Source organism: Micromonospora sp. NPDC047527 (assembly GCF_040643015.1).
Taxonomy (GTDB): Bacteria; Actinomycetota; Actinomycetes; order Mycobacteriales; family Micromonosporaceae; genus Micromonospora.
Map to the genome: position 1 here is coordinate 53610 of NZ_JBEYTK010000003.1, position 24846 is coordinate 78455.

23 protein-coding genes are annotated in these 24846 nt (G+C 72.9%); 11 read left to right on the top strand and 12 right to left on the bottom strand.

What is annotated here, in order from left to right:
• Positions 1-7: 7 nt before the first annotated feature.
• The 3 genes from ABZ808_RS13355 to ABZ808_RS13365 all read left to right on the top strand — a co-directional run bounded on the left by ABZ808_RS13355 (position 8) and on the right by ABZ808_RS13365 (position 3409).
• Positions 8-850 carry a carbohydrate ABC transporter permease gene (locus tag ABZ808_RS13355; protein WP_357005021.1) on the top strand — a complete coding sequence of 281 codons (843 nt, stop codon included), beginning with the start codon at positions 8-10 and terminating at the stop codon, positions 848-850.
• Positions 847-2280: a GH1 family beta-glucosidase gene (locus ABZ808_RS13360; RefSeq protein WP_357005024.1), complete on the top strand. Its 1434-nt coding sequence runs from the start codon at positions 847-849 to the stop codon at positions 2278-2280. Before ABZ808_RS13355 ends, ABZ808_RS13360 begins: the two co-directional genes overlap by 4 nt.
• Positions 2281-2362: 82 nt before the next feature.
• A complete protein-coding gene (locus ABZ808_RS13365) occupies positions 2363-3409 on the top strand; it encodes a LacI family DNA-binding transcriptional regulator (RefSeq protein ID WP_357005027.1) in 1047 nt (348 codons plus the stop codon).
• A gap of 116 nt (positions 3410-3525) precedes the next feature.
• Here the strand turns inward: ABZ808_RS13365 and ABZ808_RS13370 are convergent, their stop codons facing one another.
• A complete protein-coding gene (locus ABZ808_RS13370; RefSeq protein WP_357005030.1) occupies positions 3526-4752 on the bottom strand; it encodes an acyl-CoA dehydrogenase family protein in 1227 nt (408 codons plus the stop codon).
• Positions 4752-5831, bottom strand: a complete 1080-nt coding sequence (locus ABZ808_RS13375; RefSeq protein ID WP_357005033.1) for a phosphotransferase family protein — start codon at positions 5829-5831, stop codon at positions 4752-4754. Before ABZ808_RS13375 ends, ABZ808_RS13370 begins: the two co-directional genes overlap by 1 nt.
• 145 nt (positions 5832-5976) lie before the next feature.
• Between ABZ808_RS13375 and ABZ808_RS13380 the strand changes: the two genes are divergently transcribed.
• Positions 5977-6678: an amino acid-binding protein gene (locus tag ABZ808_RS13380; protein WP_357005036.1), complete on the top strand. Its 702-nt coding sequence runs from the start codon at positions 5977-5979 to the stop codon at positions 6676-6678.
• Positions 6679-6767: 89 nt separating this feature from the next.
• Entirely contained in the window at positions 6768-7838 is a 1071-nt protein-coding gene (locus ABZ808_RS13385; RefSeq protein WP_357005039.1) for a GNAT family N-acetyltransferase, read from the top strand.
• 12 nt (positions 7839-7850) lie between these two features.
• On the opposite strand, the gene ABZ808_RS13390 is transcribed toward ABZ808_RS13385, so the two are convergent.
• Together ABZ808_RS13390 and ABZ808_RS13395 are read right to left on the bottom strand one after the other, a co-directional pair.
• A complete protein-coding gene (locus ABZ808_RS13390) occupies positions 7851-8249 on the bottom strand; it encodes a VOC family protein (RefSeq protein ID WP_357005042.1) in 399 nt (132 codons plus the stop codon).
• 79 nt (positions 8250-8328) lie between these two features.
• A complete protein-coding gene (locus ABZ808_RS13395) occupies positions 8329-9894 on the bottom strand; it encodes an aldehyde dehydrogenase family protein (protein ID WP_357005045.1) in 1566 nt (521 codons plus the stop codon).
• A gap of 426 nt (positions 9895-10320) precedes the next feature.
• Between ABZ808_RS13395 and ABZ808_RS13400 the strand changes: the two genes are divergently transcribed.
• Both ABZ808_RS13400 and ABZ808_RS13405 read left to right on the top strand, forming a co-directional pair.
• Positions 10321-13218 (top strand): glycoside hydrolase family 9 protein, encoded by a 2898-nt coding sequence (locus tag ABZ808_RS13400; protein WP_357005048.1) that lies wholly within the window; start codon positions 10321-10323, stop codon positions 13216-13218.
• 106 nt (positions 13219-13324) lie between these two features.
• Positions 13325-13852, top strand: a complete 528-nt coding sequence (locus ABZ808_RS13405; RefSeq protein WP_357005051.1) for a DUF488 domain-containing protein — start codon at positions 13325-13327, stop codon at positions 13850-13852.
• Positions 13853-13861: 9 nt separating this feature from the next.
• Here the strand turns inward: ABZ808_RS13405 and ABZ808_RS13410 are convergent, their stop codons facing one another.
• The 3 genes from ABZ808_RS13410 to bioB are packed head-to-tail and all read right to left on the bottom strand — an operon-like array spanning position 13862 to position 15597.
• Positions 13862-14368 (bottom strand): GNAT family protein, encoded by a 507-nt coding sequence (locus ABZ808_RS13410; RefSeq protein ID WP_357005055.1) that lies wholly within the window; start codon positions 14366-14368, stop codon positions 13862-13864.
• A gap of 3 nt (positions 14369-14371) precedes the next feature.
• Positions 14372-14581 (bottom strand): hypothetical protein, encoded by a 210-nt coding sequence (locus tag ABZ808_RS13415; RefSeq protein WP_357005059.1) that lies wholly within the window; start codon positions 14579-14581, stop codon positions 14372-14374.
• Between the two features lie 20 nt (positions 14582-14601).
• A complete protein-coding gene (gene bioB / locus ABZ808_RS13420; RefSeq protein WP_357005062.1) occupies positions 14602-15597 on the bottom strand; it encodes a biotin synthase BioB in 996 nt (331 codons plus the stop codon).
• Between the two features lie 175 nt (positions 15598-15772).
• Here bioB and ABZ808_RS13425 point away from each other — a divergent pair, with 175 nt between their 5' ends.
• The 4 genes from ABZ808_RS13425 (at position 15773) to ABZ808_RS13440 (ending at position 20106) form a co-directional block, all read left to right on the top strand.
• Positions 15773-16909, top strand: a complete 1137-nt coding sequence (locus tag ABZ808_RS13425) for an 8-amino-7-oxononanoate synthase (RefSeq protein WP_357005066.1) — start codon at positions 15773-15775, stop codon at positions 16907-16909.
• Between the two features lie 114 nt (positions 16910-17023).
• Entirely contained in the window at positions 17024-17749 is a 726-nt protein-coding gene (gene bioD / locus ABZ808_RS13430; protein ID WP_357005069.1) for a dethiobiotin synthase, read from the top strand.
• A gap of 54 nt (positions 17750-17803) precedes the next feature.
• Positions 17804-19432: a histidine kinase gene (locus tag ABZ808_RS13435; protein ID WP_357005072.1), complete on the top strand. Its 1629-nt coding sequence runs from the start codon at positions 17804-17806 to the stop codon at positions 19430-19432.
• Positions 19429-20106 (top strand): response regulator transcription factor, encoded by a 678-nt coding sequence (locus ABZ808_RS13440; protein WP_357005076.1) that lies wholly within the window; start codon positions 19429-19431, stop codon positions 20104-20106. The genes ABZ808_RS13435 and ABZ808_RS13440 overlap by 4 nt, the downstream gene beginning before the upstream one ends.
• A 30-nt stretch (positions 20107-20136) precedes the next feature.
• Here ABZ808_RS13440 and ABZ808_RS13445 read toward each other — a convergent pair whose 3' ends face one another.
• From ABZ808_RS13445 to ABZ808_RS13465, 5 genes are all read right to left on the bottom strand, one after another.
• The gene (locus tag ABZ808_RS13445; protein WP_357005079.1) at positions 20137-20952 is read right to left on the bottom strand and encodes an ABC transporter permease; all 816 of its coding nucleotides are present in this window, start codon (positions 20950-20952) and stop codon (positions 20137-20139) included.
• Positions 20949-21881 (bottom strand): ATP-binding cassette domain-containing protein, encoded by a 933-nt coding sequence (locus ABZ808_RS13450; RefSeq protein ID WP_357005082.1) that lies wholly within the window; start codon positions 21879-21881, stop codon positions 20949-20951. Before ABZ808_RS13450 ends, ABZ808_RS13445 begins: the two co-directional genes overlap by 4 nt.
• A gap of 89 nt (positions 21882-21970) precedes the next feature.
• Complete coding sequence (locus tag ABZ808_RS13455; RefSeq protein WP_357005085.1) at positions 21971-22810, bottom strand: polysaccharide deacetylase family protein; 840 nt, start codon at positions 22808-22810, stop codon at positions 21971-21973.
• A gap of 22 nt (positions 22811-22832) precedes the next feature.
• Complete coding sequence (locus tag ABZ808_RS13460) at positions 22833-23975, bottom strand: cytochrome P450 (protein WP_357006742.1); 1143 nt, start codon at positions 23973-23975, stop codon at positions 22833-22835.
• 57 nt (positions 23976-24032) lie between these two features.
• Positions 24033-24701 carry a 50S ribosomal protein L11 methyltransferase gene (locus ABZ808_RS13465; RefSeq protein WP_357005087.1) on the bottom strand — a complete coding sequence of 223 codons (669 nt, stop codon included), beginning with the start codon at positions 24699-24701 and terminating at the stop codon, positions 24033-24035.
• Positions 24702-24846 lie beyond the last annotated feature (145 nt).

Here is a 24846-nt window from a genome sequence, read left to right on the forward strand (position 1 = left end):
GAGATCGATGATCTCGGCTTCCCAGCGCCTGTGGCGCACCAGCCCGCTGACCTACATGGCGCTCGTCCTGGCGGCGCTGCTGTCGATCTACCCGTTCTACTACATGGTGGTGATCGGCACTCGCAGCCTGGACAACATCAACGACGTGCCGCCGCCGCTGACCCCCGGCGGGGCGTTCGGTGACAACTTCGGGCGGGTGCTCGACAACGACGCCGCCAACTTCCTCACCGGCATGATGAACTCGATCATCGTCTCCTCGGTGGTCACCGTGTCGGTGGTGCTCACCGGTTCGCTGGCCGGGTTCGCCTTCGCCAAGCTGCGGTTCAAGGGCAGCAACGCCCTCCTGCTGGCGATCATCGTCACCATGATGATCCCGACCCAGATGGGCCTCATCCCGCTCTGGGGCATGATGCAGGACCTGGGCTGGTACGACACCCTCTACGCGGTCACCGTGCCGTTCCTGGTCAGCGCGTTCGGCGTGTTCATGATGCGGCAGTACGCCAGCCAGGCGATCTCCGACGAGCTCATCGAGGCCGGTCGCGTCGACGGTGCGAGCACGTTCCGGATCTACTGGAGCATCGTGCTGCCCGCGCTGCGCCCCGCCGCCGGCGTCCTCGGTCTGCTGACCTTCATGGAGACCTGGAACTCGTTCCTCTGGCCGTACGCCATCCTCTCTCCGGAGAACCCGACCCTGCAGGTCTCGCTCTCCTTCCTCTCGTACGCCTACTACACCGACTATTCCCAGGTGTTCGCCGCCACGGCGATCGGCACCATCCCCCTGGTGATCGTCTTTCTCGTGTTTGGCCGCCAGATCATCGGCGGGATCATGGAAGGTGCCGTCAAATCGTGAGCAACCCCTCCCGCCCGCCGGCCTCCGGTGCACTCGCCGAGCGTCCGTCGCTGACCTTCCCGCCCGGCTTCCTGTGGGGCGCCGCCACCGCGGCGTACCAGATCGAGGGCGCGGCGACCGAGGACGGTCGAGGCCCGTCGATCTGGGACACCTTCAGCCACACCCCGGGCCGGACGGTCAACGGGCACACCGGCGACGTGGCCTGCGACCACTACCACCGGCTGGACCCCGACGTGGCGCTGATGGCCGAGCTGGGGCTGAAGTCGTACCGGTTCTCCGTCTCCTGGCCGCGCGTGCAGCCCGGCGGGTCCGGTCCGGCCAACGCCGCCGGCCTCGACTTCTACCGGCGACTGGTGGACAACCTGCTGGCCAACGGCATCGAGCCGTGGCTGACCCTCTACCACTGGGATCTGCCGCAGCCGCTGGAGGACGCCGGGGGCTGGCCGGCCCGGGACACCGCCGCCCGGTTCGCCGACTACGCCACGCTTGTCGCCGACGCCCTCGGCGACCGGGTGCGGTACTGGACCACCCTCAACGAGCCGTGGTGCTCCGCGTTTCTCGGCTACGGCTCCGGTGTGCACGCGCCGGGCCGCACCGACGGCGCGGACGCGGTCCGCGCCGGGCACCACCTGATGCTCGGTCACGGGCTGGCCGTGCAGGCGTTGCGGGCCGCCCGCCCGACCGCCGAGCTGGGCGTCACGGTCAACCTCTACCCGGTCGACCCGGCCAGCGACGCGCCGGGCGACGTGGACGCCGCCCGGCGCATCGACGGGCTGGCCAACCGGTTCTTCCTCGACCCGCTGCTCAAGGGGGCGTACCCGGAGGACCTGGTGGCCGACCTGGCCGGCGTGACCGACTTCGGGCACGTCCACGACGGTGACCTGGCGACCATCTCCAGCCCGCTGGACGTGGTCGGCGTCAACTACTACAGCCGGCACGTGGTGGCCGCGCCGATCGAGGGCGAGCAGCCGGAGAAGTACTGGCGGGCGCCGTCGTGCTGGCCCGGCAGCGAGGACGTCCGGTTCGTCACCCGGGGCTTCCCGGTCACCGACATGAACTGGGAGATCGACGCCCCGGGCCTGCTGGAGACGCTGCGTCGGGTCCACGAGGAGTACACCGACCTTCCCCTCTACGTCACCGAGAACGGCTCCGCCTTCGTCGACACGGTGGTCGACGGGGAGGTCGACGACGTCGACCGGCTCGCGTACTTCGACGCCCACCTGCGCGCCTCACACGCGGCGATCGAGGCGGGCGTTCCCCTGCGGGGCTACTTCGCCTGGTCGCTCATGGATAATTTCGAGTGGGCCTGGGGTTACACCAAGCGGTTCGGCATGATCCACGTCGACTACGACAGCCAGGTCCGCATCCCCAAGTCCAGCGCCAGGTGGTACGCCGAGGTGATCCGACGCAACGGTCTGGCCGCACAATAGGCTCGGGCCAGCCATCAGGGCGGTCCTGGTGTCCACCCCACTCAGGTGGCGCCGGGTCCGCCCGCCGTCGGAGGAGCAGACGATGACAACGCAGCGCACCCGGTCGCTCGGGCGCCCGACCCTCGACGCGGTCGCGGCGCGCGCCGGCGTGGGTCGCGGCACGGTCTCCCGCGTGGTCAACGGCTCGCCCCAGGTCAGCCCGGAGGCCCGGGCCGCGGTCCAACAGGCCATCGCCGAGCTGGGGTACGTGCCGAACAGGGCGGCCCGCGCGCTGGTCACCCAGCGCACCGACTCCGTCGCGCTGGTGGTGTCCGAATCCGGCGAGCGGGTCTTCACCGAGCCGTTCTTCGCCGGCATCGTGCGGGGGATCAGCTCCGGGCTGCTGGAGACACCCATGCAGCTCTGGCTGGCGATGGCCCAGTCGCCGGTGGAGCGCGAGCGCGTCGAGCACCACCTGACCAACCAGCACGTCGACGGCGTACTGCTGCTGTCGTTGCACGACTCCGACCCGCTGCCGACCCTGCTGGAGGATCGGGGCCTGCCCGCCGTGCTGGGCGGCCGGCCAGCCCGGATGCTGCAACCCGGCGCCCAGCCGGCCTGGTTCGTCGACGTGGACAACGTTGGCGGAGCCCGGCAGGCGGTGGAGTACCTGACCGGCCAGGGGCGGCGACGGATCGCCACCATCGCCGGCCCGCAGGACATGGGGGCGGGCCTGGCCCGGTTGGCCGGCTACACCGAGGCCGTCAAGGCCACCGGAGCCGGCGTCAACCCCGACCTGATCGCGTACGGCGACTTCAGCGAGGAGAGCGGCGCGATCGGCATGCGCCGGCTGCTGGGTGCCTGCCCCGACCTGGACGCGGTCTTCGTCGCGTCCGACCTGATGGCGTTCGGCGCGCTGCGTACCCTGCGGGAGTTCGGCCGGCGGGTCCCCGAGGACGTCGCGGTGATCGGCTTCGACGACGCGCCGATCGCGCGGCAGGCTGACCCGCCGCTGTCCACGGTCTTCCAGCCGGTGGAGGAGATGGGTCGGCAGATGGCCCGCCTGCTGGTCGCCCGCATCCGCGGCGAGGACATCCCCGCCCCGCACATCCTCCTGGACACCCAGTTGATCCACCGCTCCTCCGCCTAACCCCCCCACCCAGGCCCCCACCCCAGGGCGCCTCCGTTGATCATGAAGTTATTGCCACCCGCATCGGCGAGCCGCAGCAATAACTTCATGATCAACGGGCGGGGCGGGGCGGGGGTTTAGGCGGGGGCGGGGGTGGGGGTCCAGCGGCGGAGTTCGCGTTTGGCCAGGGAGTTGCGGTGGACCTCGTCGGGGCCGTCGGCCAGGCGTAGCGTGCGGGACTGCGCCCAGAGGGCGGCCAGTGGGGTGTCCTGGCTGACGCCGGCGCCGCCGTACCCCTGGATGGCCTTGTCGATCACCCACTCCGCCATCGCTGGCGTGCCGATCTTGATGGCCTGGATCTCGGTGTGTGCGCCCTTGTTGCCGACGGTGTCCATCAGCCAGGCCGTCTTGAGCACCAGCAGGCGGGCCTGCTCGATGCGGACCCGCGACTCGGCGATCCACTCCCGGACGACGCCCTGCTCGGCGAGGGGCCGGCCGAACGCGATCCGCTCGTTGGCGCGGCGGCAGAGCAGCTCCAGAGCCCGTTCGGCCATGCCGATCAGCCGCATGCAGTGGTGGATGCGGCCCGGGCCGAGCCTGGCCTGGGCGATGGCGAAGCCGGTGCCCTCGGCGCCGATGAGGTTCTCCGCCGGCACCCGTACGTTCGTGAAGTCGATCTCGGCGTGCCCGCCGTGTGAACCGTCGGTGTAGCCGAAGACGGTCATGCCCCGGCGCACCGTCACGCCGGGGGTGTCCCGGGGGACGAGCACCATGCTCTGCTGGCGGTGCCGGTCGGCTGCGGGGTCGGTCTTGCCCATCACGATGAAGATCTCGCAGCGCGGGTCCATCGCGCCGGACGACCACCACTTGCGCCCGTTGATCACGTACTCGTCGCCGTCCCGGGTGATCCGGGTGGCGATGTTGGTGGCGTCGGAGGACGCGACGTCCGGTTCGGTCATGCAGAACGCGGAGCGGATCTCACCCTCCAACAGCGGCATGAGCCAGCGCTCCCGCTGCGCGTCCGAGCCGAACTCGGTGAGCAACTCCATGTTGCCGGTGTCCGGTGCGGCGCAGTTGACCGCCTCCGGTGCCAGGTGCGGGCTGCGCCCGGTCAGCTCGGCGAGCGGCGCGTACTGGAGGTTGGTCAGGCCGGCGCCGTAGCGCGGGTCGGGCAGGAACAGGTTCCACAGGCCGCGCTTACGGGCCTCCGCCTTCAGTTCGGCCAGCACCGGGGTACGCGACCACGGGTCACCGGCGGCCGCCTGCTCGGCGTGCACGGACTCGGCCGGGTAGACGTGCTCGGTCAGGAACCGGGTCAGCTCGTCGCGCAGCTCCTCGGTCCGGGTGTCGTAGGCGAAGTCCATCACCGCTCCCTGGCGGCGGTCAGCCCGTGCGCGACCAGCGGTGCCACCATGTCGCCGATCCGGTCGAAGCCCTCGCCGAGCGTCTGCCCGAGCGTGTGGCGGTAGTGGATGCCCTCGCAGATGACCGCGAGCTTGAAACAGCCCAGCGCCACGTGCCAGTGCAGCGGCCCGACGTCGACGTCGCTGCGCCCGGCGTACCTGTCGATCAGCTCGGCGCCGGTGGGGAAGCCGGCGTGCGGGCCGAGCCCGTCGGCGACCGGGTTGCCCTCGGTCTCGTCGCTGCCGCCCAGCACATCCCAGTACGTCAGCAGCAGCCCCAGGTCGGCGAGGGGGTCGCCGAGGGTGGCCATCTCCCAGTCGAGCACCGCGCGCACGGCCACCGGGTCGGCCGTGGCGAGGAGGTTGTCCAGCCGGTAGTCGCCGTGCACGATCCGACCGGCGTTCGCGCCCTCCGGCGCGGTCGCCGCGAGCAGGTCACGCAGCTCGTCGATGCCGGGCAGGTCGCGGCTGCGGGAGCGGTCGAGTTGCCCGGCCCAGCGGCGGACCTGCCGGGCCAGGTAACCCTCCGGGCGGCCGAAGTCGCTCAGCCCGACCGCCGCGGGCTCGACGGTGTGCAGGGCGGCGAGGGTGTCCATCATCGCCATGGCCAGTGCCCGGCGTCGCTCGTCGCCCAGCGGGTCGGTCTGCGCGCGGGTGCGGAACACCTCGCCGGGCACCCGCTCCATGAGGTAGAAGGGCGCGCCGATCACCTCCGGGTCGGTGCAGAGCAGCAGCGCGCCCGGCACCGGCACCTCGGTCGACGCCAGCGCCGAGATGACCCGGAACTCGCGGCCCATGTCGTGCGCGGTCGCCAGCACGTGGCCCAGCGGCGGGCGGCGCAGGACAACCTCGCGGTCGCCGAGGTGCAGCAGGTAGGTGAGGTTCGACTTGCCGCCCGCGATCAGGTGGGCGCGCAGCGGCCCGACGGCCAACTCGGGTCGGTGCTCGGCCAGATAGCTGGCGAGTCGGTCCAGGGCCAGCCCCGTGGGTGAGGCTGGGACGGCCTCCGGCCGCAACGCATCGACGGCCGGATCACTCATCCGACTAGTTCATGGCAGCCCGCTCACCTTGTCAAGGTCAGATTTTCCCCTCGGGACATGCCTCTGCAACAGGGACGAAATGGTCAACGACCAGGCTGTGACCAGCCTGCCGGCCGTCGCCGGCCCGCCGAGCGGAGGGACAGACATGTTGCTGCGAGTTCGGGTCACCCTGCCGGACCGTCCGGGCACCCTCGGCCAGGTCGCCCGCACGTTGGGCGTCTCCGGGGCGGACATCGTCCAGGTGGTGGTCCTCGAACGGCTCGGCGGGCGCGCGGTGGACGACTTCACGGTGGTCTGGCCGGGCGCGGCTCGCGTCGAGCGGCTGCTGGCCGGCCTCGCGGCGATCCCCGGCGTACGGGTGGACGGTGTGTGGCGGGCGATCGGCGCGCCCACCACCACCGGCCAGGACGCGGAGCTGCTGGCACAGGTCGCGGCCAACCCGGCGGATGGTGTCGCGACCCTGGTCGACGCGGTGCCGGGGCTGCTGGCGGCCGACTGGGCGGTAGCCGCCGTGGTGCCGGTGGACTGGGCCTCGCGGACCGGTGGCGGCGGCGCCACGGTGGGCCACGCGAGCTGGCGTGCACCCGTACCGCCGCGGTTGCCGGAGGTGACCCCGCTGCGCGGCCGGTCGGTGACCACGCCCGACGGCACCCACCACGCGATCACACCGTTCGGCCGGGCCGGCCTGGTGCTGGTGGTGGCCCGGGAGTACAACGACACGCTCTGCGCCGCCAACTTCCACAGCACGGAGGTCGACCGGCTCACCCAGTTGGTCCGGGCCAGCGCGGTGATCCTCGGCGACCGGCTGGATCTGGTCGGCGCGCCACCGGTGGTCGCCGGCCCCTGACCGGCCGGGGTTTTCCGGGCCTGACACCGCCGGGCAATCGGGCGGCAACAGCCGGGGGCGAGGCTCTGAGGTGGGGAAGGGAGCCAACCATGACGTTGTGGCGGATCCGAGCCACCGTGGACGACCGACCGGGTTACCTGTCGGTTCTCACGGCGAGCCTGGCGCTGCGTGGGGTCAACATCCTCACTGTGCAGGTCCAACCCACCGAACACGGTGCGGTGGACGATTTCCTGGTCGATGCCCCGGACACGCTCGACGAGGCAGGGCTGATCGCCGCCGTCGAGCGGGGTCGGGGCCGGGACTGCTGGGTGGCGCGCAGCGAGGCGCGTGGCCTGGCCGACCAGCCCACCCGGGTGCTCGGGCTGGCCACCCGGCTGGTCCGTGACCCGGACGCGACGGGCGAGGCGCTGCGGACCCTGCTCGGGGCCGACTCGGTCAGTTGGCGGCCGGCGTCGGCCGGGATCGACCGGGGGATCACCGGCGCGGGCATGCTGCTGGCCGATCCGGCGGGCGGCTCGTTCGCGCTGCGGCGGGCCGCGCCCGCCTTCACACCGGCGGAGTACGCCCGCGCGCAGGCGCTGGTCGAGTTGGCCGCCACCGTGGCGCGCCGGGCCGCCGAACAGGTCACCCTGGTCCTGCCGGACGGGGCCGAGGTGGCCGTCCGCCCAGCGACCGCGGATGACCTGTCGGGTGTGCTGGAGCTGCACGAGGGCTGTTCCCCGCGGAGCCGGCAGCGGCGCTACCTGGGCGGGGCGTCGCTGCCCCAACCGGCCCGGCTGCGCCGACTGTTGGAGCCGAGTCGGGGGGTGACACTGGTCGCCACGAGCGCGGCCTCCGACGGTGCGGCGGACTCGGTGGTCGCGATGGCCAACCTGCTCGGCGAGGGCGACGAGGCCGAGGTGGCCCTGCTGGTGCGTGACGACTGGCAGCGGCGAGGGCTCGGTTCGGCGCTGCTGCGTCGGCTGGTGCAGCACGCCGACCGGGCCGGGTACGCGGCGCTGGTGCTGCACATCCAGGCCGAGAACACCCCGATGCTGCGGACGCTGCACCGACTGGGCCGGTCCAGCACGGTCGAGCGCGACGGCGCGCTGGTCACCCTCACCGTGCCACTCGCCGTGCCGGTGCAGAGGACGGGCACCTTCCTGACGCCTGGGGCGTAGCAGGAGCCCTGGTCAAGGCCGGGGCGGTTCTCGGCGGCCCGAGACGCAGAACCGGTTGCCCTCCGGGTCGGCGAGCACCACGTACGGCGGCTCCGTCGGCAGTGGGTCCGTCGGGTAGTGCCGCCAGTCGACCGGCTGGGCACCGAGGGCGAGCAGCCGCTCGACCTCCTCGTCGAGGCTGCGCTCACCGGCGTCCAGGTCGAAGTGGACGCGGGGGAACTCCTCGACCGGGCTCTCGCTGAGGTCCATCGCGATGGGCGCGCCGGGTGTCCCGGGCGGCGGCTCCAGCACGATCCACTCGTCGCCGGGGTGGCGGGGCGGGCGGCGGCGGTAGCCGAGGGCGGCGGCCCAGAAAGCTCCGGCCCGCTCCGCATCGGACACTCCCAGCGAGAGCTGCGCGATCATCACCATCACTCGACGGTACGCCGCCGGTACGACGTCGAGAGGGCCCCCTGCCGTGCCAACAGAGGGCCCTTCCCGCACGCCTCGATCAGGTGGCGGGGTAGCTGTTGTAGTCGGGGAAGTTGCCGTAGAGCCGGCTGTCGCCGCCCACGGTGACCGCCTGCACCAGCAGGTCGCCACCGACGAACGCGCCCTTCCACGAGGCGCCCCGCCCGCCGAACGGCTCGTCCCGGTCGCCTCGCGAGCGCGGCTTGTTGATGCCCACCTTGAACGCCTGGAGGTCCACGGCGAGCTTGCCGGCCTCGTCGGTGTCGTCGCAGGCCAGCGACGCGACAAGCGCGCCGTTGGAGGCGTTCATCGCGGCCAGCAGCTCGTCGGTGGTGTCGACCACGACGATCGTGTCGACCGGCCCGAACGGTTCGGCGTGCATCAGCCGGGACCGGCCGGGCGGGGCGAGCAGCACCGACGGCGCGACGTACGCGGAGGTGTCCTGACCGGGTAGGAACGGCGCGCCGGTCAGCTTGCCCCGGTGCAGCGGCACCGCCCCGCCGCGTACCGCCTCCTCGACCTTGCGGTGCAGCTCGTCGGCCTTGGCGGCGCTGATCAGCGGCCCGAAGTCCAGCTCGGGCAGCGGGTCACCAGCGGCCCAGGTCTCCTCGACCGCGAGGGGATGCCCGAAGCGGACCGAGCGCACCACCGGCAGGTACATGTCGAGGAACTCGTCGACCAGGTCGCGCTGGACCACGAAGCGGGGGTACGCGGTGCAGCGCTGCTTGCCGTACTCGAAGCCCTTCTTGAGGTGCGTGGCGAGCAGGTCCCACTGCGAGAAGTTCCAGATGCCCCAGGCGTTGAGGCCCTCCTGCTCGATGAAGTGCCGCTTGTCGCTGTCGAGCAGCGCGGCGGCCACCTTGCCACCGTTGGAGCGCCCGCCGACGAACGCCACCGCGCCGATCTTGGGTGCGCGGACCAGCACTTCGGACAGCTCCTCGCCGCCGCCGGAGACGAGGGTGGCGGGCAGCCCGGCCCGGCGCATCAGCGCGTGCGCGACGGTCAGGCAGACCGCGCCGCCCTGGGACGGGGTCTTGGCGATGACGGCGTTGCCGGCCAGCAGCTGCACCAACTCGGCGTGCACCAGGACGCTCATCGGGTAGTTCCAGGAGGCGATGTTGCTGACCGGGCCGGGCAGCGGCTCGCGGCCGTCGGCGAGCATCCGGTCGATCTCGCCCGCGTACCAGCGGACGCCGTCGAGTGCCCGGTCGACGTCGGCGCAGGCCAGCCGCCACGGCTTGCCGATCTCCCAGACCAGCAGGAGGGCGAGCAGGTCGCGGTGTGCGGTGAGGGCCTCCAGCGCGTCGGCGACGCGTGCCTTGCGGTCGGCCAGGGGGGTCGCGGCCCAGGCGCGGTGGGCGCCCGCGGCGTGCGCGACGGCGGCGCAGGCGCTGTCGGCGTCGAGCCGGGGCAGGTTGATGATGACGGTGTTGTCCACCGGGGTGCGGACGGGGGCGGGTTGGCCGACCGCCCGCCAGTCGCCTTCGATCAGGTTGCGCAGTGTGGTGACGCCGTCCACGTCGGCGCCGAACGCCTCCGGAGTGGCGGCCACCGCCTGGGCGAGGACGTCGGACCAGGCGGTGCCCTCGGCGAGTCGTAGTGCCATCGCGTTCTCCTCAGGGTTTGGCCGGGGAGCGGCGGCGTCGACGGCACCGCTGATGATCGGTACTGTCTCGCGCCGGGTAGCGGGTCAGCAACAGTACGTTTGTCTGGTAGGAGGCCGGCGCGTCCGCCCGCCGGTGTCATCGAGGTGGACGGATGGCTCCGGAGCTGCGGGTATGTTCAACCATCAATCGAGTTGCGTCGATGGTGTGAGATGGCCCAGGGTGACTGCCTCCGATTACTCGTGGGTACGAAATTCGGGCCGGCTTCCCAACCGACGATGCGCGCATTACATTGTCGCTTATCCATGGGAGCGCTTCCACGACCGTCCCGTGGTCACACCGCAACCCCGCTGTCGCCGGTGGCCGTGCCGCCCCCACGCCGTCCCGCGTTGGTGCGACCACCGGCGGCGCCTCCGACAGGAGCTGCCATGCGCCACCTGACCCGGCCGTCCACCGGCCACCCCGGCCGGTCGGCGGTCGCCGACCAGCCCTGGCCCCGGCGGTTGCTGGCCGCCGGTGTCGCCCTGCTCACCGGGCTGTCCCTCGCGGTCGCCGCGCCACCGTCCGGGCCGGCGTCCGCCGCGCCGGCGTTCAACTACGCCGAGGCGTTGCAGAAGTCCCTGCTGTTCTACGAGGCACAGCAGTCGGGTCGGCTGCCGGACTGGAACCGGGTCTCCTGGCGCGGCGACAGCGCGCTCACCGACGGCGCCGACGCTGGGCTGGACCTCACCGGCGGCTGGTACGACGCCGGCGACCACGTCAAGTTCGGCTTCCCGATGGCGTTCAGCGCCACGATGCTCGCCTGGGGCGCGGTGGAGTACCGCAGCGGCTACACCGCCTCCGGGCAACTGCCGCACCTGCTCAACAACCTGCGCTTCGTCAACGACTACTTCATCAAGGCACATCCGTCGGCCAACGTCCTCTACGGGCAGGTCGGCAAGGGCGACGACGACCACAAGTGGTGGGGCCCGGCCGAGGTGATGCAGATGGCGCGGCCCGCGTACAAAATCGATGCGAGCTGTGGCGGCGCGGACCTGGCGGGGGAGACGGCGGCCGCGATGGCCGCCTCCTCGATGGTGTTCCGGCCCACCGACGCGACCTACGCCGACCGGCTGCTCACGCACGCCCGGCAGCTCTACACCTTCGCCGACACGGTGCGGAAGTCCTACCACGAGTGCATCACCGACGCGACAAGCTTCTACCGCTCGTGGAGCGGCTGGCAGGACGAGCTGGTCTGGGCCGCGATCTGGCTGCACCGGGCCACCGGCGAGGCCAGCTACCTGGCCAAGGCCGAGAGTGAGTACGACAAGCTCGGCACCGAGAACCAGACCACCACCCGCTCCTACAAGTGGACAATCGCCTGGGACAACAAGCAGTTCGGCGCGTACGTGCTGCTGGCCAACCTGACCGGCAAGCAGAAGTACGTCGACGACGCCAACCGCTGGCTGGACTACTGGACCGTCGGGGTGAACGGCCAGCGCGTGCCGTACTCGCCGGGCGGGATGGCCGTGCTCGACTCCTGGGGCGCGCTGCGCTACGCCGCCAACACGTCCTTCGCCGCGCTCGTCTACAGCGACAAGACCACCGACACCACCCGCAAGGCGCGCTACCACGACTTCGCCGTCCGGCAGATCAACTACGCGCTCGGCGACAACCCGCGCAGCTCCAGTTACGTCATCGGGTTCGGCGCCAACTCACCGCGCAACCCGCACCACCGCACCGCGCACGGCTCCTGGTGGGACAGCCAGACCGTGCCCGTCGAGACCCGGCACACCCTCTACGGCGCGCTGGTCGGCGGCCCGTCCTCGCCCAACGACGCGTACAGCGACAGCCGGTCGGACTACGTGATGAACGAGGTGGCCACCGACTACAACGCCGGCTTCACGTCCGCGCTGGTCCGGCTGACCTCCGAGTACGGCGGCACACCCCTGGCCAACTTCCCGGTCGCCGAGACGCCGGACATCGACCAGCTGACCGTGGAGACCACTGTCATGCAGGCCGAGCCCCGCGCCACCGGCCTCAAGGTGATGGTCTACAACAAGTCGGCGTTCCCGGCCCGCGCGCTCACCGACGGGAAGTTCCGGTACTACTTCCGGCCCGACGGCACCGGTCCGGTGCAGGTCACCGCCGGCTACACGCAGGGCTGCCCGTCGCCGACCACCGCAAAGCAGTTCAGCGGCGACATCTGGTACGTCGAGGTGGACTGCACCGGGCACACCATCGCACCGGCCGGGCAGTCCCAGCACCGGATGGAGGTCCAGTTCAAGATCGGCGTGCCCGAGGGCGGCACCTGGGACCCGACCAACGACCCGTCGTACCAGACCACCGCCGGGCCGAACCGGAAGGTGCCGCTCTACTCCGGCACCACCCGGGTGTGGGGCGACGAGCCGGGACCTGTCGTACCGGACACGACCGCGCCGAGCGTGCCCGGCACGCCCGTCGCGTCCGCCGTCACGTCGAGCGGGCTCACGCTGACCTGGGCCGCGTCCACCGACACGGGCGGCAGCGGCCTGGCCGGCTACGAGATCACCCAGTCGCAGACGGGCAGCGACGCGCTGGTGCTGCGTACCGCCACCACGAACACGCTCGCGGTGACCGGGCTGCTGCCGGAGCGGACGTACCAGTTCACCGTGCGGGCCCTCGACGGCGCCGGCAACCGGTCCGCGTCGTCGGCCGCCGTCAGCGTCGCCACGCCGGCCGGACCGGCACCGGACACCACCGCGCCCACCGCGCCCGGCACCCCGGTCGCCTCGGCGGTCACCGCCACCGGGCTCACCCTGACGTGGGCGGCGTCGACCGACAACGTGGGCGTCACCGGGTACCGGGTCTACCGCGAGGCCGGCGCCACCGACACGCTGGTCGGCTCACCGACCGGCACCACGGCGGCGGTGACCGGCCTGACCGCCTCGACGGCGTACCAGTTCTACGTGGTGGCCGTCGATGCGGCCGGCAACACCTCCGCGGCGTCCGCGCCGGTCGCGGTGACCACCGCGCCCCCGCCGGTCGGCGGCACCTGCACCGTGGGGTACGCCACCAACGACTGGAACACCGGCTTCACCGCCACGGTGTCGATCACGAACACCGGCACCACCGCGATCAACGGCTGGACGCTGCGGTTCAGCTTCCCCGGTGGGCAGACCGTCAGCCAGGGCTGGTCGGCGACGGTCAGCCAGAGCGGAGCGGCGGTCACCGCGACGAACCTCTCTTACAACGGCACGCTCGCCCCCGGAGCGTCGGTGAGCTTCGGCTTCAACGGCAACCACAACGGCAGCAACCCGAAACCGACGGCCTTCACCCTCAACAACACCCCCTGCACGATCGCCTGAGCTGAAGATCTTGGACAGTTACCGTTCGCGCGCGGAACGGTAACTGTCCAAGATCTCGCCGCGCCGACCAGGGATAACCCGCCGGGATTTCGGGCATCTCAGCGTTGTGGGGGAGTTGCTGACCGTCGGGCACGGCACAGCCGACCGGGTGCGGCTGGGGGAGTTGCTGACCGGGTCCGGGGTGGCCCTGCTCGTGGACGTACGGCGCTACCCCGCCAGCCGCACCAACCCGGACGTCCGGCGCGAGGAGTTGGAGCGGTGGCTGCCCGAGTACGGGATCGAGTACCGCTGGGAGCCGCGTCTGGGCGGACGCCGGCACGTCCCGGCCGGAGAGCCCGAGCCGGACACCTGGTGGAAGGTCGCGGCGTTCCGGGCGTACGCCGCGTACACCCGCACACCGGAGTTCGACGTGGCACTGACCGAGGTGCTGGCCGACGCGACCCGGCGGACCACCGCGGTGATGTGCAGCGAGAGCCTCTGGTGGCGCTGCCACCGCCGGCTGATCGCCGACGTCGCGGCGCTCGGCCACGGGACGCCGGTGGCACACCTGCTGCCGGACGGGCGGCTCAGCACCCACCAACCCGCCGAGGGTGCCCGCCGGCTCCCGGACGGGCACCTGTGCTGGGACGGCTGACCCGCCGGCTCACTCCACGAGGTCGTCGGCGAGCAGGTCCATCAGCAGGCCGTCGTGCCAGCGACCGTCCTCGCCCCGCTCGTGCCGGCGCAACACCCCCACCGGGCGGAAACCGGCCTTGGCGTACGCCCGGATCGCCGCGCTGTTCGCCGCCGCCGGGTCGATGGTGAACCGGTGGTGGCCGTACTCGTCGATCAGGTGCCGGGCCAGGGTGCGGATGGCGTCCACGCCGAGCCCCGCGCCGCGCACCGCCGGGTCGAGGAAGATGTCCATGCTGGCGTGCCGGTAGTCCGGGTCGGATTCGGCGTACCACTGGATCGCGCCGATCACCCGGCCGTCGTGCTCGATGGCGTACAGCGTCAGCTCGTCGTCGGCCAGGTCGGCGCGGACGGAGTCGGCCAGGTCGTCACCGCCGCGCCACCACCGGCGTACCTCCGGATCGGCCCGGATCGCCGCGAGGGCCGACACGTCGTCGTCGGTCACCGGCCGCAACGTCACCGCCCGCCCCCGCAGCACGCGTCAGCCCCGGATCTCGCCGTGCTCGACGCAGACCGCCGACCAACCGACCGGCAGCACCTGCACCTTCATCCGGCGGCGGCAGTGCGCGCAGTAGCGCGGCGGCTCCAGCGCCCGGGCCGCCGCGCACGGCTCGTGCCCACCAGCCGCCGCGTCCTCGCCACACCTGTCGCACCAGCGCTGCGCCGGTACGGTCTCGACAAGCTGGGTCACGTCGTCCTCACGGATCGTCTCTACAGGGTCGCCGACAGCGCCTTCACCGGCATCTTCAGCTCGTCGAGCAGCTCCAGGTCGGCGTTCGCCGGCCGACCCAGCGTGGTCAGGTAGTTGCCGACGATCACCGCGTTGATGCCGCCGAGCAGCCCGGCACGCGTGCCAAGGTCACCGAGGGTGATCTCTCGGCCGCCCGCGTACCGCAGGATGGTGCGGGGCATGGCCAGCCGGAACGCGGCGATGGCCCGCAGCGCGTCCTTGCCCTCGACCACCGCGCGGTCACCGAGCGGAGTGCCGGGGCGGGGGTTGAGGAAGTTCAGCGGCACCTCGTGCGGGTCGAGCTCGGCGAGCTGCGCGGCGAACTCCGCCCGCTGCTCGACCGTCTCGCCGAGGCCGAGGATGCCGCCGCAGCACACCTCCATGCCGGATTCCCGGACCATCCGCAGCGTCTCCCAGCGCTCCTCCCACGAGTGCGTGGTGACCACGTTCGGGAAGTAGGACCGGCAGGTCTCCAGGTTGTGGTTGTAGCGGTGCACGCCCATGTCGACCAGGTCGTCGACCTGCTCCTGGGAGAGCATGCCCAGCGACGCGGCGACCTGGATGTCGACCTCGGCCTTGATGGCGGCGACGCCCTCGCGCATCTGCTTCATCAGCCGGGCGTCCGGGCCACGCACCGCGGCCACGATGCAAAACTCCGTCGCACCGGTCTTCGCGGTCTGCTTCGCGGCCTCGACCAGCGACGGGATGTCCAGCAGGACCGAGCGCACCGGGGAGGTGAACAGGCCGGACTGGGAGCAGAAGTGGCAGTCTTCCGGGCAGCCGCCGGTCTTCAGCGAGACGATGCCCTCGACCTCGACCTCCGGGCCGCACCAGCGCATCCGCACCTCGTGGGCGAGCTGGAGGGCGGCGGGCAGGTGCTCGTCGGGCAGGTTCAGCACGGCGAGGACGCCGGCCTCGTCAAGACCGACGCCGTCACCCAGGACCTGGGTACGGGCCTGGTCGAGGATCTCTGGCATGGCTCGTACCCTACAAGGCGCCCCGGTCAGCCGGAATGGCCCGCCGGCCGGTTGATCGTTCGGCGGCAGTGTCCGCTCGGCGGGTGGCCGCGCCGGGCGGAGCCGTCGGTTTGGCGGTGGCGGGTGGTAATTTCGCCCGGCGGGTCTCGGCGCGGACGGCAGTGAAGGGGTGACGGTGGCGGACTGGCTGGCGGCGCTCGACCGCCGCGCGGAGTTGCGGGCCAAGGCCGGCCTGACCCGGCGACTGCATCCGCGCCCCGCCGACGACGGGATGACCGACCTCGCCGGCAACGACTACCTCGGCCTGGCCACCCACCCGGAGGTCACCGCCGCCGCCACGGCGGCTTTGTCGGCGTACGGGCTGGGGGCGACCGGGTCGCGTCTGGTCCGCGGGTCCACCGATGCGCACGAGGCGTTGGAGGACGAGCTGGCGCGGTGGTTGGGCACCGACCGGGCTCTCGTCTTCTCCTCCGGATACCTGGCCAACCTCGGTGCGCTGCGGGCCCTCGTCCAACCTCGCACGCTGCTCGTGTCCGACGCGCACAACCACGCGTCGCTGATCGACGGCTGCCGGATCTCCGGCGCGGAGACGGTGGTCACCGCGCACGCCGACGTGACGGCGGTCGCCGCCGCCCTCGCCGTGGCGCCGGGCCGCCCGGCGGTGGTGGTCACCGAGTCGGTCTTCTCGGTCGACGGTGACCTCGCCCCGCTGGCCGACCTGCACGCGGTGGCCCGTCGCTACGGCGCGTTGCTGCTGGTCGACGACGCGCACGCGCTCGGCGTGACCGGGCCGTCCGGGGCCGGTGCGGTCGCCGCCGCCGGGTTGACCGGGGAGCCGGACGTGGTGGTCACCGCCACCCTGTCCAAGGCGCTCGGCGGCGCGGGCGGGGTGGTCGCCGGGCCGGCCGAGTTCGTCCGGCACCTGGTCGAGACCGGCCGTACCTTCATCTTCGACACCGCGCTGCCGCCGGCGGTCGCCGCCGGTGTGCACGCGGCGCTGCGGCTGGCCCGCGACGGCGACGACCTGCGGGCCGAGTTGGCCGACCGGGTGGCGCTGGCGGTCGGCCGGTTGCGCGCCGCCGGGCTGACCGTCTCCACGCCGGACGCGGCGGTGATCTCGGTGACCGCCCCCGGCCCGGAGGCGGCGACCGCCTGGGCCGCCGACTGCCGCGACCGGGGTGTCGCGGTGGGCTGTTTCCGGCCGCCGTCCACCCCGGACAGCCGCTCCCGGCTACGGCTGACCGTCGGCGCCGGGGTGCCCCGGGCGGATTTCGAGCGGGCGCTGGGTGTCATCGTGGACTGCGCACCGTGAGCGCGAGGAGTGAGCCGGGTTTGCGAGCCCCGCAGTCGCGAACCGAGGTGACACCGTGAGCGCGAGGAGTGAGCCGGGTTTGCGAGCCCCGCAGTCGCGAGCAAGGGCCGCGCGGTGAGCGCGTGGGAGGGGCCGGTCCTGGTTACCGGCACCGACACCGAGGTGGGCAAGACCGTGGTGACCGCGGCGATCGCTGCGGCCGCGCAGGCCGCCGGGCTGCGGGTGGCGGTGGTCAAGCCGGGTCAGACGGGTACGGCCGGCGGGGAGCCGGGTGACGTGGACGTGGTCAACCGGTTGGCGGCCCCGCTGACCGGCCGCACCCTGGCGAGTTTTCCGGATCCGCTCGCCCCGTTGGCTGCCGCCCGGGTGGCGGACCTGCCGCCGCTGGAGTTGTACGCGGCGGTGGATGCCGTCCGGGACGAGGCGGACAAGCACGACCTGGTGCTGGTCGAGGGGGCTGGTGGCCTGCTGGTGCCGATGGGTCTGCGCCCGTCGGGGGAGCCGTGGACGATGGCTGACCTGGCGGTGTCGCTCGGTGCCCCGGCGGTGGTGGTGGCCCGTGCCGGTTTGGGCACTCTCAACCACACCGCCCTGACGATGGAGGCGTTGGACCGGCGGGCGGTGCCGGCTGGTGTGGTGATCGGCGCCTGGCCGTCGTCGCCGGAGCTGGTGCACTGGACGAACCTCACCGACCTGGTTCCGAATCTGTTGGGCGCGGTGCCCGACGGTGCCGGCGCGATGGATCCGGGCGTGTTCCGGCGGTCGGCTCCGGGCTGGCTCACTCCGGCCCTGCACGGGGTGCTCGACGACTGGCGGGTGTGGGCCGAGGAGAGCAGCTGAACACCTGACTTTAGTCGGTGTCCGCGCTGGTCGGGCGTGGGTAGCCTGGCCGCCGTGGGGATCCTGGGCCGGTTGGTGGCCGGTGCGCCGTCGTGGGCGTACCGGTGGCGGCGTCCGCTGGTGGACGTGCTGCTCTGGATGGTGGTGGCCGCTCCGATCGTGGTTGCCAGGCTGACTCCACCGGACCCGCGTTTCGGCGCGGTGCTGCTGCTCGGCTCGTTGGCGGTGCTGGCGGTGGCGGTGGCGTCGGCGCGGCGTTGGCCGCTGGTGGGGCTGCTGCTGGTGGTGCTCGGTTCGCTGGTCGACGGCAATTTCGTGTTCGCGATCCCGGTGTTCAGTTATCTGACCGGGCGGCGGAGCGGGGGCGCGGCACCGGCGGCGGTGCTGTTCAGCGTGATCGCGGTGGGTGGCACCGTGCTCAACCTGGGGTTGCTCGACACCGGTGCGGCGACCTGGTTCCTGCTGGCCTCGGTGTTGCTGTTCGCCGGGGTGTTTCCGTGGCTGGTGGGCCGGTACCGCCGGCAGCAGCAGGAGTTGGCCGATGCCGGTCGCCGGCACGTCGAGGCGCTGGCGCGCGAGCGGCGGGGCGCGGCCGAGCGGATCCGGCTGCGCGAGCGGGCACGCATCGCCGAGGAGATGCACGACTCGCTCGGCCACGATCTGAGCCTGATCGCCCTGCGGTCGGCCGCGTTGGAGCTGGCCAGCGATCTGGCCCCCGGGCACCGGGCGGCGGTGGGCGAGCTGCGGGCCAGCGTCGCGGCGGCGACCGAACGCCTGCACGACATCATCGGGGTGCTGCGGGAAGAGGACGGCTTCGCCGGTGTGCGGCCGGTGGGGGAGACCGTCGCGGACCTGGTGGCCGGTGCCCGGGAGGCGGGGATGGCGGTCGAGCTGGACGCCCCGCCGGGCGTCGTCGAGTTGCCCGGGATGACCGGGCCCGCCGCCCACCGGGTGGTCCGGGAGGCGCTGACGAACGCGGCGCGGTACGCCCCGGGCGCCCCGGTCGCCGTCACCATCGCCCTCGATGGGGACGGGATCGAGGTGCGGGTGCGCAACGGGCCGCCGCCGGCCGGTCCACTGCCCCGACTGGCGTCCTCGGGTAGCGGCCTCCTCGCCCTCGCCGAGCGGGTACGGCTGGCCGGCGGTGTCCTGGCCGCGGCGCCGTGTCCGGACGGCGGCTTCGCGGTGCGGGCGCGGCTGCCCGTCGACCCGGTTGCCGGTGTTCCCGTCAGCGGGTGGCCGGCCGGTCCCGTCGAGCCGGGCGCGGTGACCGACGGTCCGCTCATCGACGGGGCGTTCGGCGATGACGGCTCCGCCGGCGGTGGGTTCGAGCGGCCGGCCGATGCCGAGCGGCGGCTGCGCGAGGCCCGGCGTCGGGTCCGGCGGAGCCTGTTGACCGCGCTCGCCGCGCCGGCCGGTCTCGCGCTGGTCCTGTCGCTGGTCTACTACCCGTTCGCCACGGCCGGGACGGTGCTGGACGAGCCGACGTACGACCGGATGCGGCCCGGAACGGTACGCGCCGACCTGCCCGGGTTGCCCCGCCGGCAGCTCACCCCGCCGCTCGGTGCCTCGGAGCCGGGCTGCGAGTACTACACCGACGGCAACTTTCCCCTCGCCGAGCCGACGTGGCGGCTGTGTTTCGCCGACGGCCGACTGGCCAGCAAGGAGCGGATCGCGCAGTGAACACCGACACGGTCGGGGCGACGCCAGTGCGGGTGGTCCTCGCCGACGACGAGGCGATGATCCGGGCCGGTGTGCGGGCCATTCTCGCCGCCGACCCGGGCATCGAGGTGGTCGCCGAGGCCGGCGACGGGCGGGCGGCGGTGGAGTTGGTCCGGGCGCACCGACCCCGGGTGGCGTTGCTGGACATCCGGATGCCCCGGCTGGACGGGTTGGCCGCCGCCGCCGAGATCCACCGGCTGGCACCGGCCACGGCGACGATCATGCTGACCACCTTCGGTGAGGACGACCATGTGGCCCGTGCGCTGGGGCACGGCGCGAGCGGGTTCCTGCTCAAGGCCGGCGACCCGCGTGAGCTGCTCGCCGGGGTGCACGCGGTCGCTGACGGCGGTGCGTACCTGTCGCCTCGGGTGGCCCGACGGGTGATCGAGCTGGGTGCCGGGCGGTTGGCCCGCCGGCCCGCCGCGCGGGACCGGACCGCCGGGCTGACCGAGCGGGAGCGTGAGGTGCTGGCCCTGGTCGGGGCGGGGCTGTCCAACGCGGAGATCGCCCGCCGGCTGCATCTGGTGGAGGGGACCGTGAAGAGCTACCTGACCAGCATCTTCACCCGGCTGGACGTGCGCAACCGGGTGCAGGCGGCGATCATCGCCTACGAGGCGGGGCTGGTCGACGGGTGAGCGGGGGCCGGGTCGGCCCCCGCTCACCGGTCAGGCGTCGCGGCGGCGCAGCGCGGCCCGGCCCAGCAGCAGTGCTGCGCCGGCCCACCCGGCGAGCAGCAGCAGCCCGACCGCGCCCGGGTAGGGCTCGGTGTCGCCGGCCAGGAAGTGCCCGCCGGCCACGCCGGGGAAGACGTCGGCGACCCGGTTCAGCGCGGCGATGTCCGGCTCCTGGAGCGACAGCGGCACGATCATCAGGGTGGCGAACAGCACGGTGATCGTGAGCACCGCGCTGCGCAGTGCCGCGCCGAGGCCCAGCGCGAGCACGCCGACCAGCGCCAGGTAGGTCGCCACCGCCACGATGTCGCCGATCGTCTCGGCGACCGGGGCGCTGCCCCACTCGCCCAGCGTCGGCCGCGCGACAAGTGCGCCGACGCCGCCGAGCAACAGCCCGAGGGCGAAGGTGACCGTCCCGGCCACCACGGCCTTGGCCAGCAGTACGCGACCCCGTGCCGGGGTGCACTGCAGGGTGCTCCGGATGGTGCCGCTGGTGAACTCCGTGGTGATCGCCAGCAGGCCCAGCGCCAGCACCGCGTACTGGGTCAGCTCGACGGAACCGATCACCACGCTGCCGGCGGTGACGATTCCCCGGTCGTCGAGCGGGTCGTCGTTGGTGTTGTCGTTGGCCGCGTAGATGGCCAGTTGGAGGGCGCTCGCGGCCATCAGCAGCAGCCCGGCCAGCATCGTCCACCAGGTGCTGCGGACCGAGAACAACTTGGTCCACTCGGCGGCCACCGCACCGCCGAACGCGGCCGGAGCAGCCTGTGACGCGGCGGGGCGGGCACCCGCGACGGTGTTCGTGCTCATCGTGCTCCACCTCCGGTCCGGCCGCCGGCGTACTCGACGCTGTCGGCGGTCAACTCCATGAACGCCTGCTCCAGCGACGCGCCGTGCGAGCTCAGCTCGTGCAACCGCACCCCCAGCTCGTACGCCAGGTCACCGACGCGGTCCACGGTGGCCCCGGTGACGGTCAGCTCGTCGGTGCCGGCCGGCTCGACGGTGGCGCCGGTCGCGGTGAGACGCGCGGAGAGGGTGGCCAGCCCGTCGGGATGCGGGCTGCGGACCCGGACGGCGACCGCGCTGCCGGCGATCACGTCACCGATCGGGGCGTCGGCGAGCAGCCGTCCCCGGCCGATCACCACGAGCTGGTCGGCGGTGAGCTGCATCTCGCTCATCAGGTGGCTGGAGACGAAGACCGTACGTCCCTCGTCGGCCAGCGAACGCATGAGCTGCCGGACCCAGCGCACCCCGTCCGGGTCGAGGCCGTTGACCGGCTCGTCGAACATCAGCACCGGCGGGTCGCCGAGCAGCGCGCCAGCGATGCCGAGCCGCTGACCCATACCGAGGGAGAGGGTCCGGCCCGGTTTGCCGGCGGAGCGCCCGTCCAGCCCGACGGTGTCCAGCACCTCGTCCACCCGGTGGGCCGGGATGCCGTTGCTGCGGGCCATGGCGAGCAGGTGCGCCCGACCGGACCGGGCGGGGTGGATGGCTCGAGCGTCGAGCAGCGCGCCCACCTCGTGCAGCGGTCGGCGCAGCTCCCGGTACGACCGGCCGGCGACCAGCGCCTGCCCGGCGGTGGGCCGGTCCAGGCCGAGGACCATCCGCATGGTGGTGGACTTGCCGGCGCCGTTGGGGCCGAGGAAGCCGGTGACCCGGCCGGGCGCGATGTCGACGGTCAGGGCGTCGACCGCGGTGGTCTCCCCGAACCGTTTCGTCAACCCACGTAATGTGATCATGCGCTGACGCTAGGCGGCCGGCCGGCTGCCGCACCGCGCCCGAACGGCACCACCCGACCCTGACTTTGGTCATGCCGGCGGCGGCTCGGTCACCGTACGTACTGCGTCAACAGTGCCGGTGTGAGCCCGGCCCGGTGGATCGCCTTCAGCGCCGCGAGGAGGTCGTCCATGAGCGCCGGCCGGAAGTGCATGAGCAGCACATCGCCGGGTTGGACCACCTTCTCCGGGGTCTGGTAGCGCACCTTCCCCTCGTGGACGGTCTCGGTCCAGTGGAAGACCGCCTTCGCGCCACAGTCGTGCGCGGCCTTCAGGGTGCTGCTGTCGTGCTCGCCGAACGGGGGGCGGAACAGGGTCGGTCGCTTGCCGAACAGCGCCTCCAGATTGTCCGCCGCACCGCAGATCTCCTGCTTCTGGTAGGCGTACGACCGGCCGGCCAGCGAGGTATGCGTGATGGTGTGGTTCTCGATCATCCCGCCCACCGCCTCGATCTGCCGGAAGTAGTCGGTGTGCTCCTGCGCCGCCGGTGAGTTCAGGAACATCGTGACCGGGATCCGCGCCTCCCAGATGAAGTCGATCACCTCGGGCGGGCGGGCCAACCCGCCGTCGTCGATGGTGATGAAGGCGACCTTCTGCTCGGTCGGCACGCGGTGCCAGAACGGTGCCGTGTCGGTCGCGGGAAGCTGCACCGGTTGCGGCAGCGGCGCCTCGGGAAAGGTCGGCACCTGGGACACGTACCAGGCCAGGCTTCCGGGGGTGGGCTTCGCGGACGGCGAGGCCGACGGCGTGGGGAGCGGGGCGGACGGGGTCGGCTGATCCGTGGTGGTCCGTCGGGCGGCGTGCGACGCCGGGCTGCCTGTGCAGGCACTCAGCACCAGCAGGGCCAGAAGCGGTACGACGGCGAGGATCCGACGAGCAGGGGTCGCTGACACGCCCGGAAACCTACCGAGTTGATCAGGAGGCGGTCCGCCCGGTGGTCCCCGAAGAGCGCTGGACGACGAAGGCGTCCGGCATCCGGAAGGTCAGATTGTCCGGGCACCAGGGTGGGCGGACCACGGTCACCCCGTCCAGCAGTGGCGCGGCCTCGGCCACCACGACGGCCGCCTCCATCCGGGCCAGCACGTCGCCGACGCAGCGGTGCGCTCCCGCCCCGAACGCCAGGTGCCGGCGCGACCCGCGTTGGCCCGGGCGGAACTCGTCGGGCGTCTCGACGACCGCCGGGTCCCGGCCGGCGCGGGCCAGCCACAGCACGAGGCTGGTGCCCGCCGGCACGTGGTGCCCGCCCAGCGTGCTGTCCGTCGACGCCACGCGGCGCCAGGTCACGATCGGTGGCTCCAGCCGCAGGCCCTCCTCCACCACGTCGGCCACGGCGACCTCGCCGGTGCGCAGGCCGGCCCGCACGGCGGGCTCACCGGCCAGCCGGTGCAGCAGCAGGGTGAGGAACTGCGAGGTGGTCTCCTGGCCGGCGACCAGCAGGAAGAAGAGCGCGCCGACGACCACGTCGGGTGGGTGCCCGGCCGCGCGCAGTTCGGCGGCCAGGCCGCCGCCGGTGGTGGCGAAGTCCCGCAGCACGCCGTGGAACCGGCCCACCTCGGCGGTGAGCGCCAACTGCCGCTCGCCGTCCAGCGGCGCCCAGAACAGCTCCAGCGCCGCGCGGGCGAACTCCTTGACCGCGCCGACCGGCGCGTCCGGCAGCTCGACCAGCCGGGCCAGGACCAGCAGCGGCAGGTCGGCGGCGAGGTCCGCGTACAGGTCGACCGGCTGCCCGGCGTCCAGCGTGGCGGTCAGCCGGGCGACCCGGTCGCGGACCAGCGCGGTGAGCCACGGGCGTTGCGCGGCGACCCGGGCGGGGTGCAGCGCGTCGGCGACGATCGCCCGGATCTGCGGATGGCTGGCGCCGGAGTTGTTCGCCAGGGTCGGCGGCAGCCGGAACCGGTGCCCGGCGAGCACCCGCAGCGCGGTCACCGGCATCGGGGTCACCGCGTCAAGCGCGTTGTCCGGCCGGTAGGTCGCCGGGTCGGCGAGGACCTGACGGACCAGCGCGTGCCGGGTCACGACCAGATGGGGTACGCCGACGTGGTCGGTCACCGTGGCCACGTCCGGCCAGGGTGCCTCGACCTCGGACGCCCAGCTCCGGAACAGCACGCCGACACGCTAGCCGGCAGCCCCCGGCAGGCCGGCCCGCAACTGCCACACGGTGGTGCGCTTCACCCGGACGCTCTCCAGGGCCTCCGGCACCGGCACGTCGTAGCTCGCCAGCTCGTCGAAACGATCCCGGGGCAGGAACGCCCGCCCGGGGTCGCCGACCAGCGCCGGGGCGCCGGCACGGGCCGCGCGCAGCAGGAACCGCAGCACCCGACGGGCCATCGCCTCGCTGTAGAAGACGTCGCCGGCGAGCACAACCTCGGCGTCCCCGGCATCGCCGTCGAGGACGTCGCCGAACTCGGCGTCGACGCGTACCCCGTTGGCCTCGGCATTGAGCGCGACCGCCGCGACGGCCAACTCGTCGACCTCGACGGCCCGCACGGACGCCGCGCCGGCCCGGGCGGCGGCGATGGCCACCAGGCCGGAGCCGGAGGCGAGGTCGAGCACCCGGCGGCCGGCGACCAGCTCCGGGTGGTCGGTCACGTAGCGGGCGAGCGCCTGGCCGCCGGCCCAGGCGAAGGCCCAGAACGGCGGCGGCCGGTCGGTGCTGAACTCGCCCTCGGTCAGCTCCCAGAGGCCGATCGGCTCGTCCGCCTGGTGCAGCCGTACCTCGGGCACGAACGCCACCGGGGCGAGCCGGGCGTGCAGCCGGACGAAGGTGGTGGAGAGTTCGGACACGCTGGCGATTGTCCCAGCGACCAACCGCCGGGCGTGTCGCGGGGGCCGGTCACCGGTTCACCACACTCGGTGATAACAGGCCCTGTCCTTGCCGCCCGGTGCGAACACACCCGTCTGGCCCGGTCGACGGCGCGCTCCTAGCGTT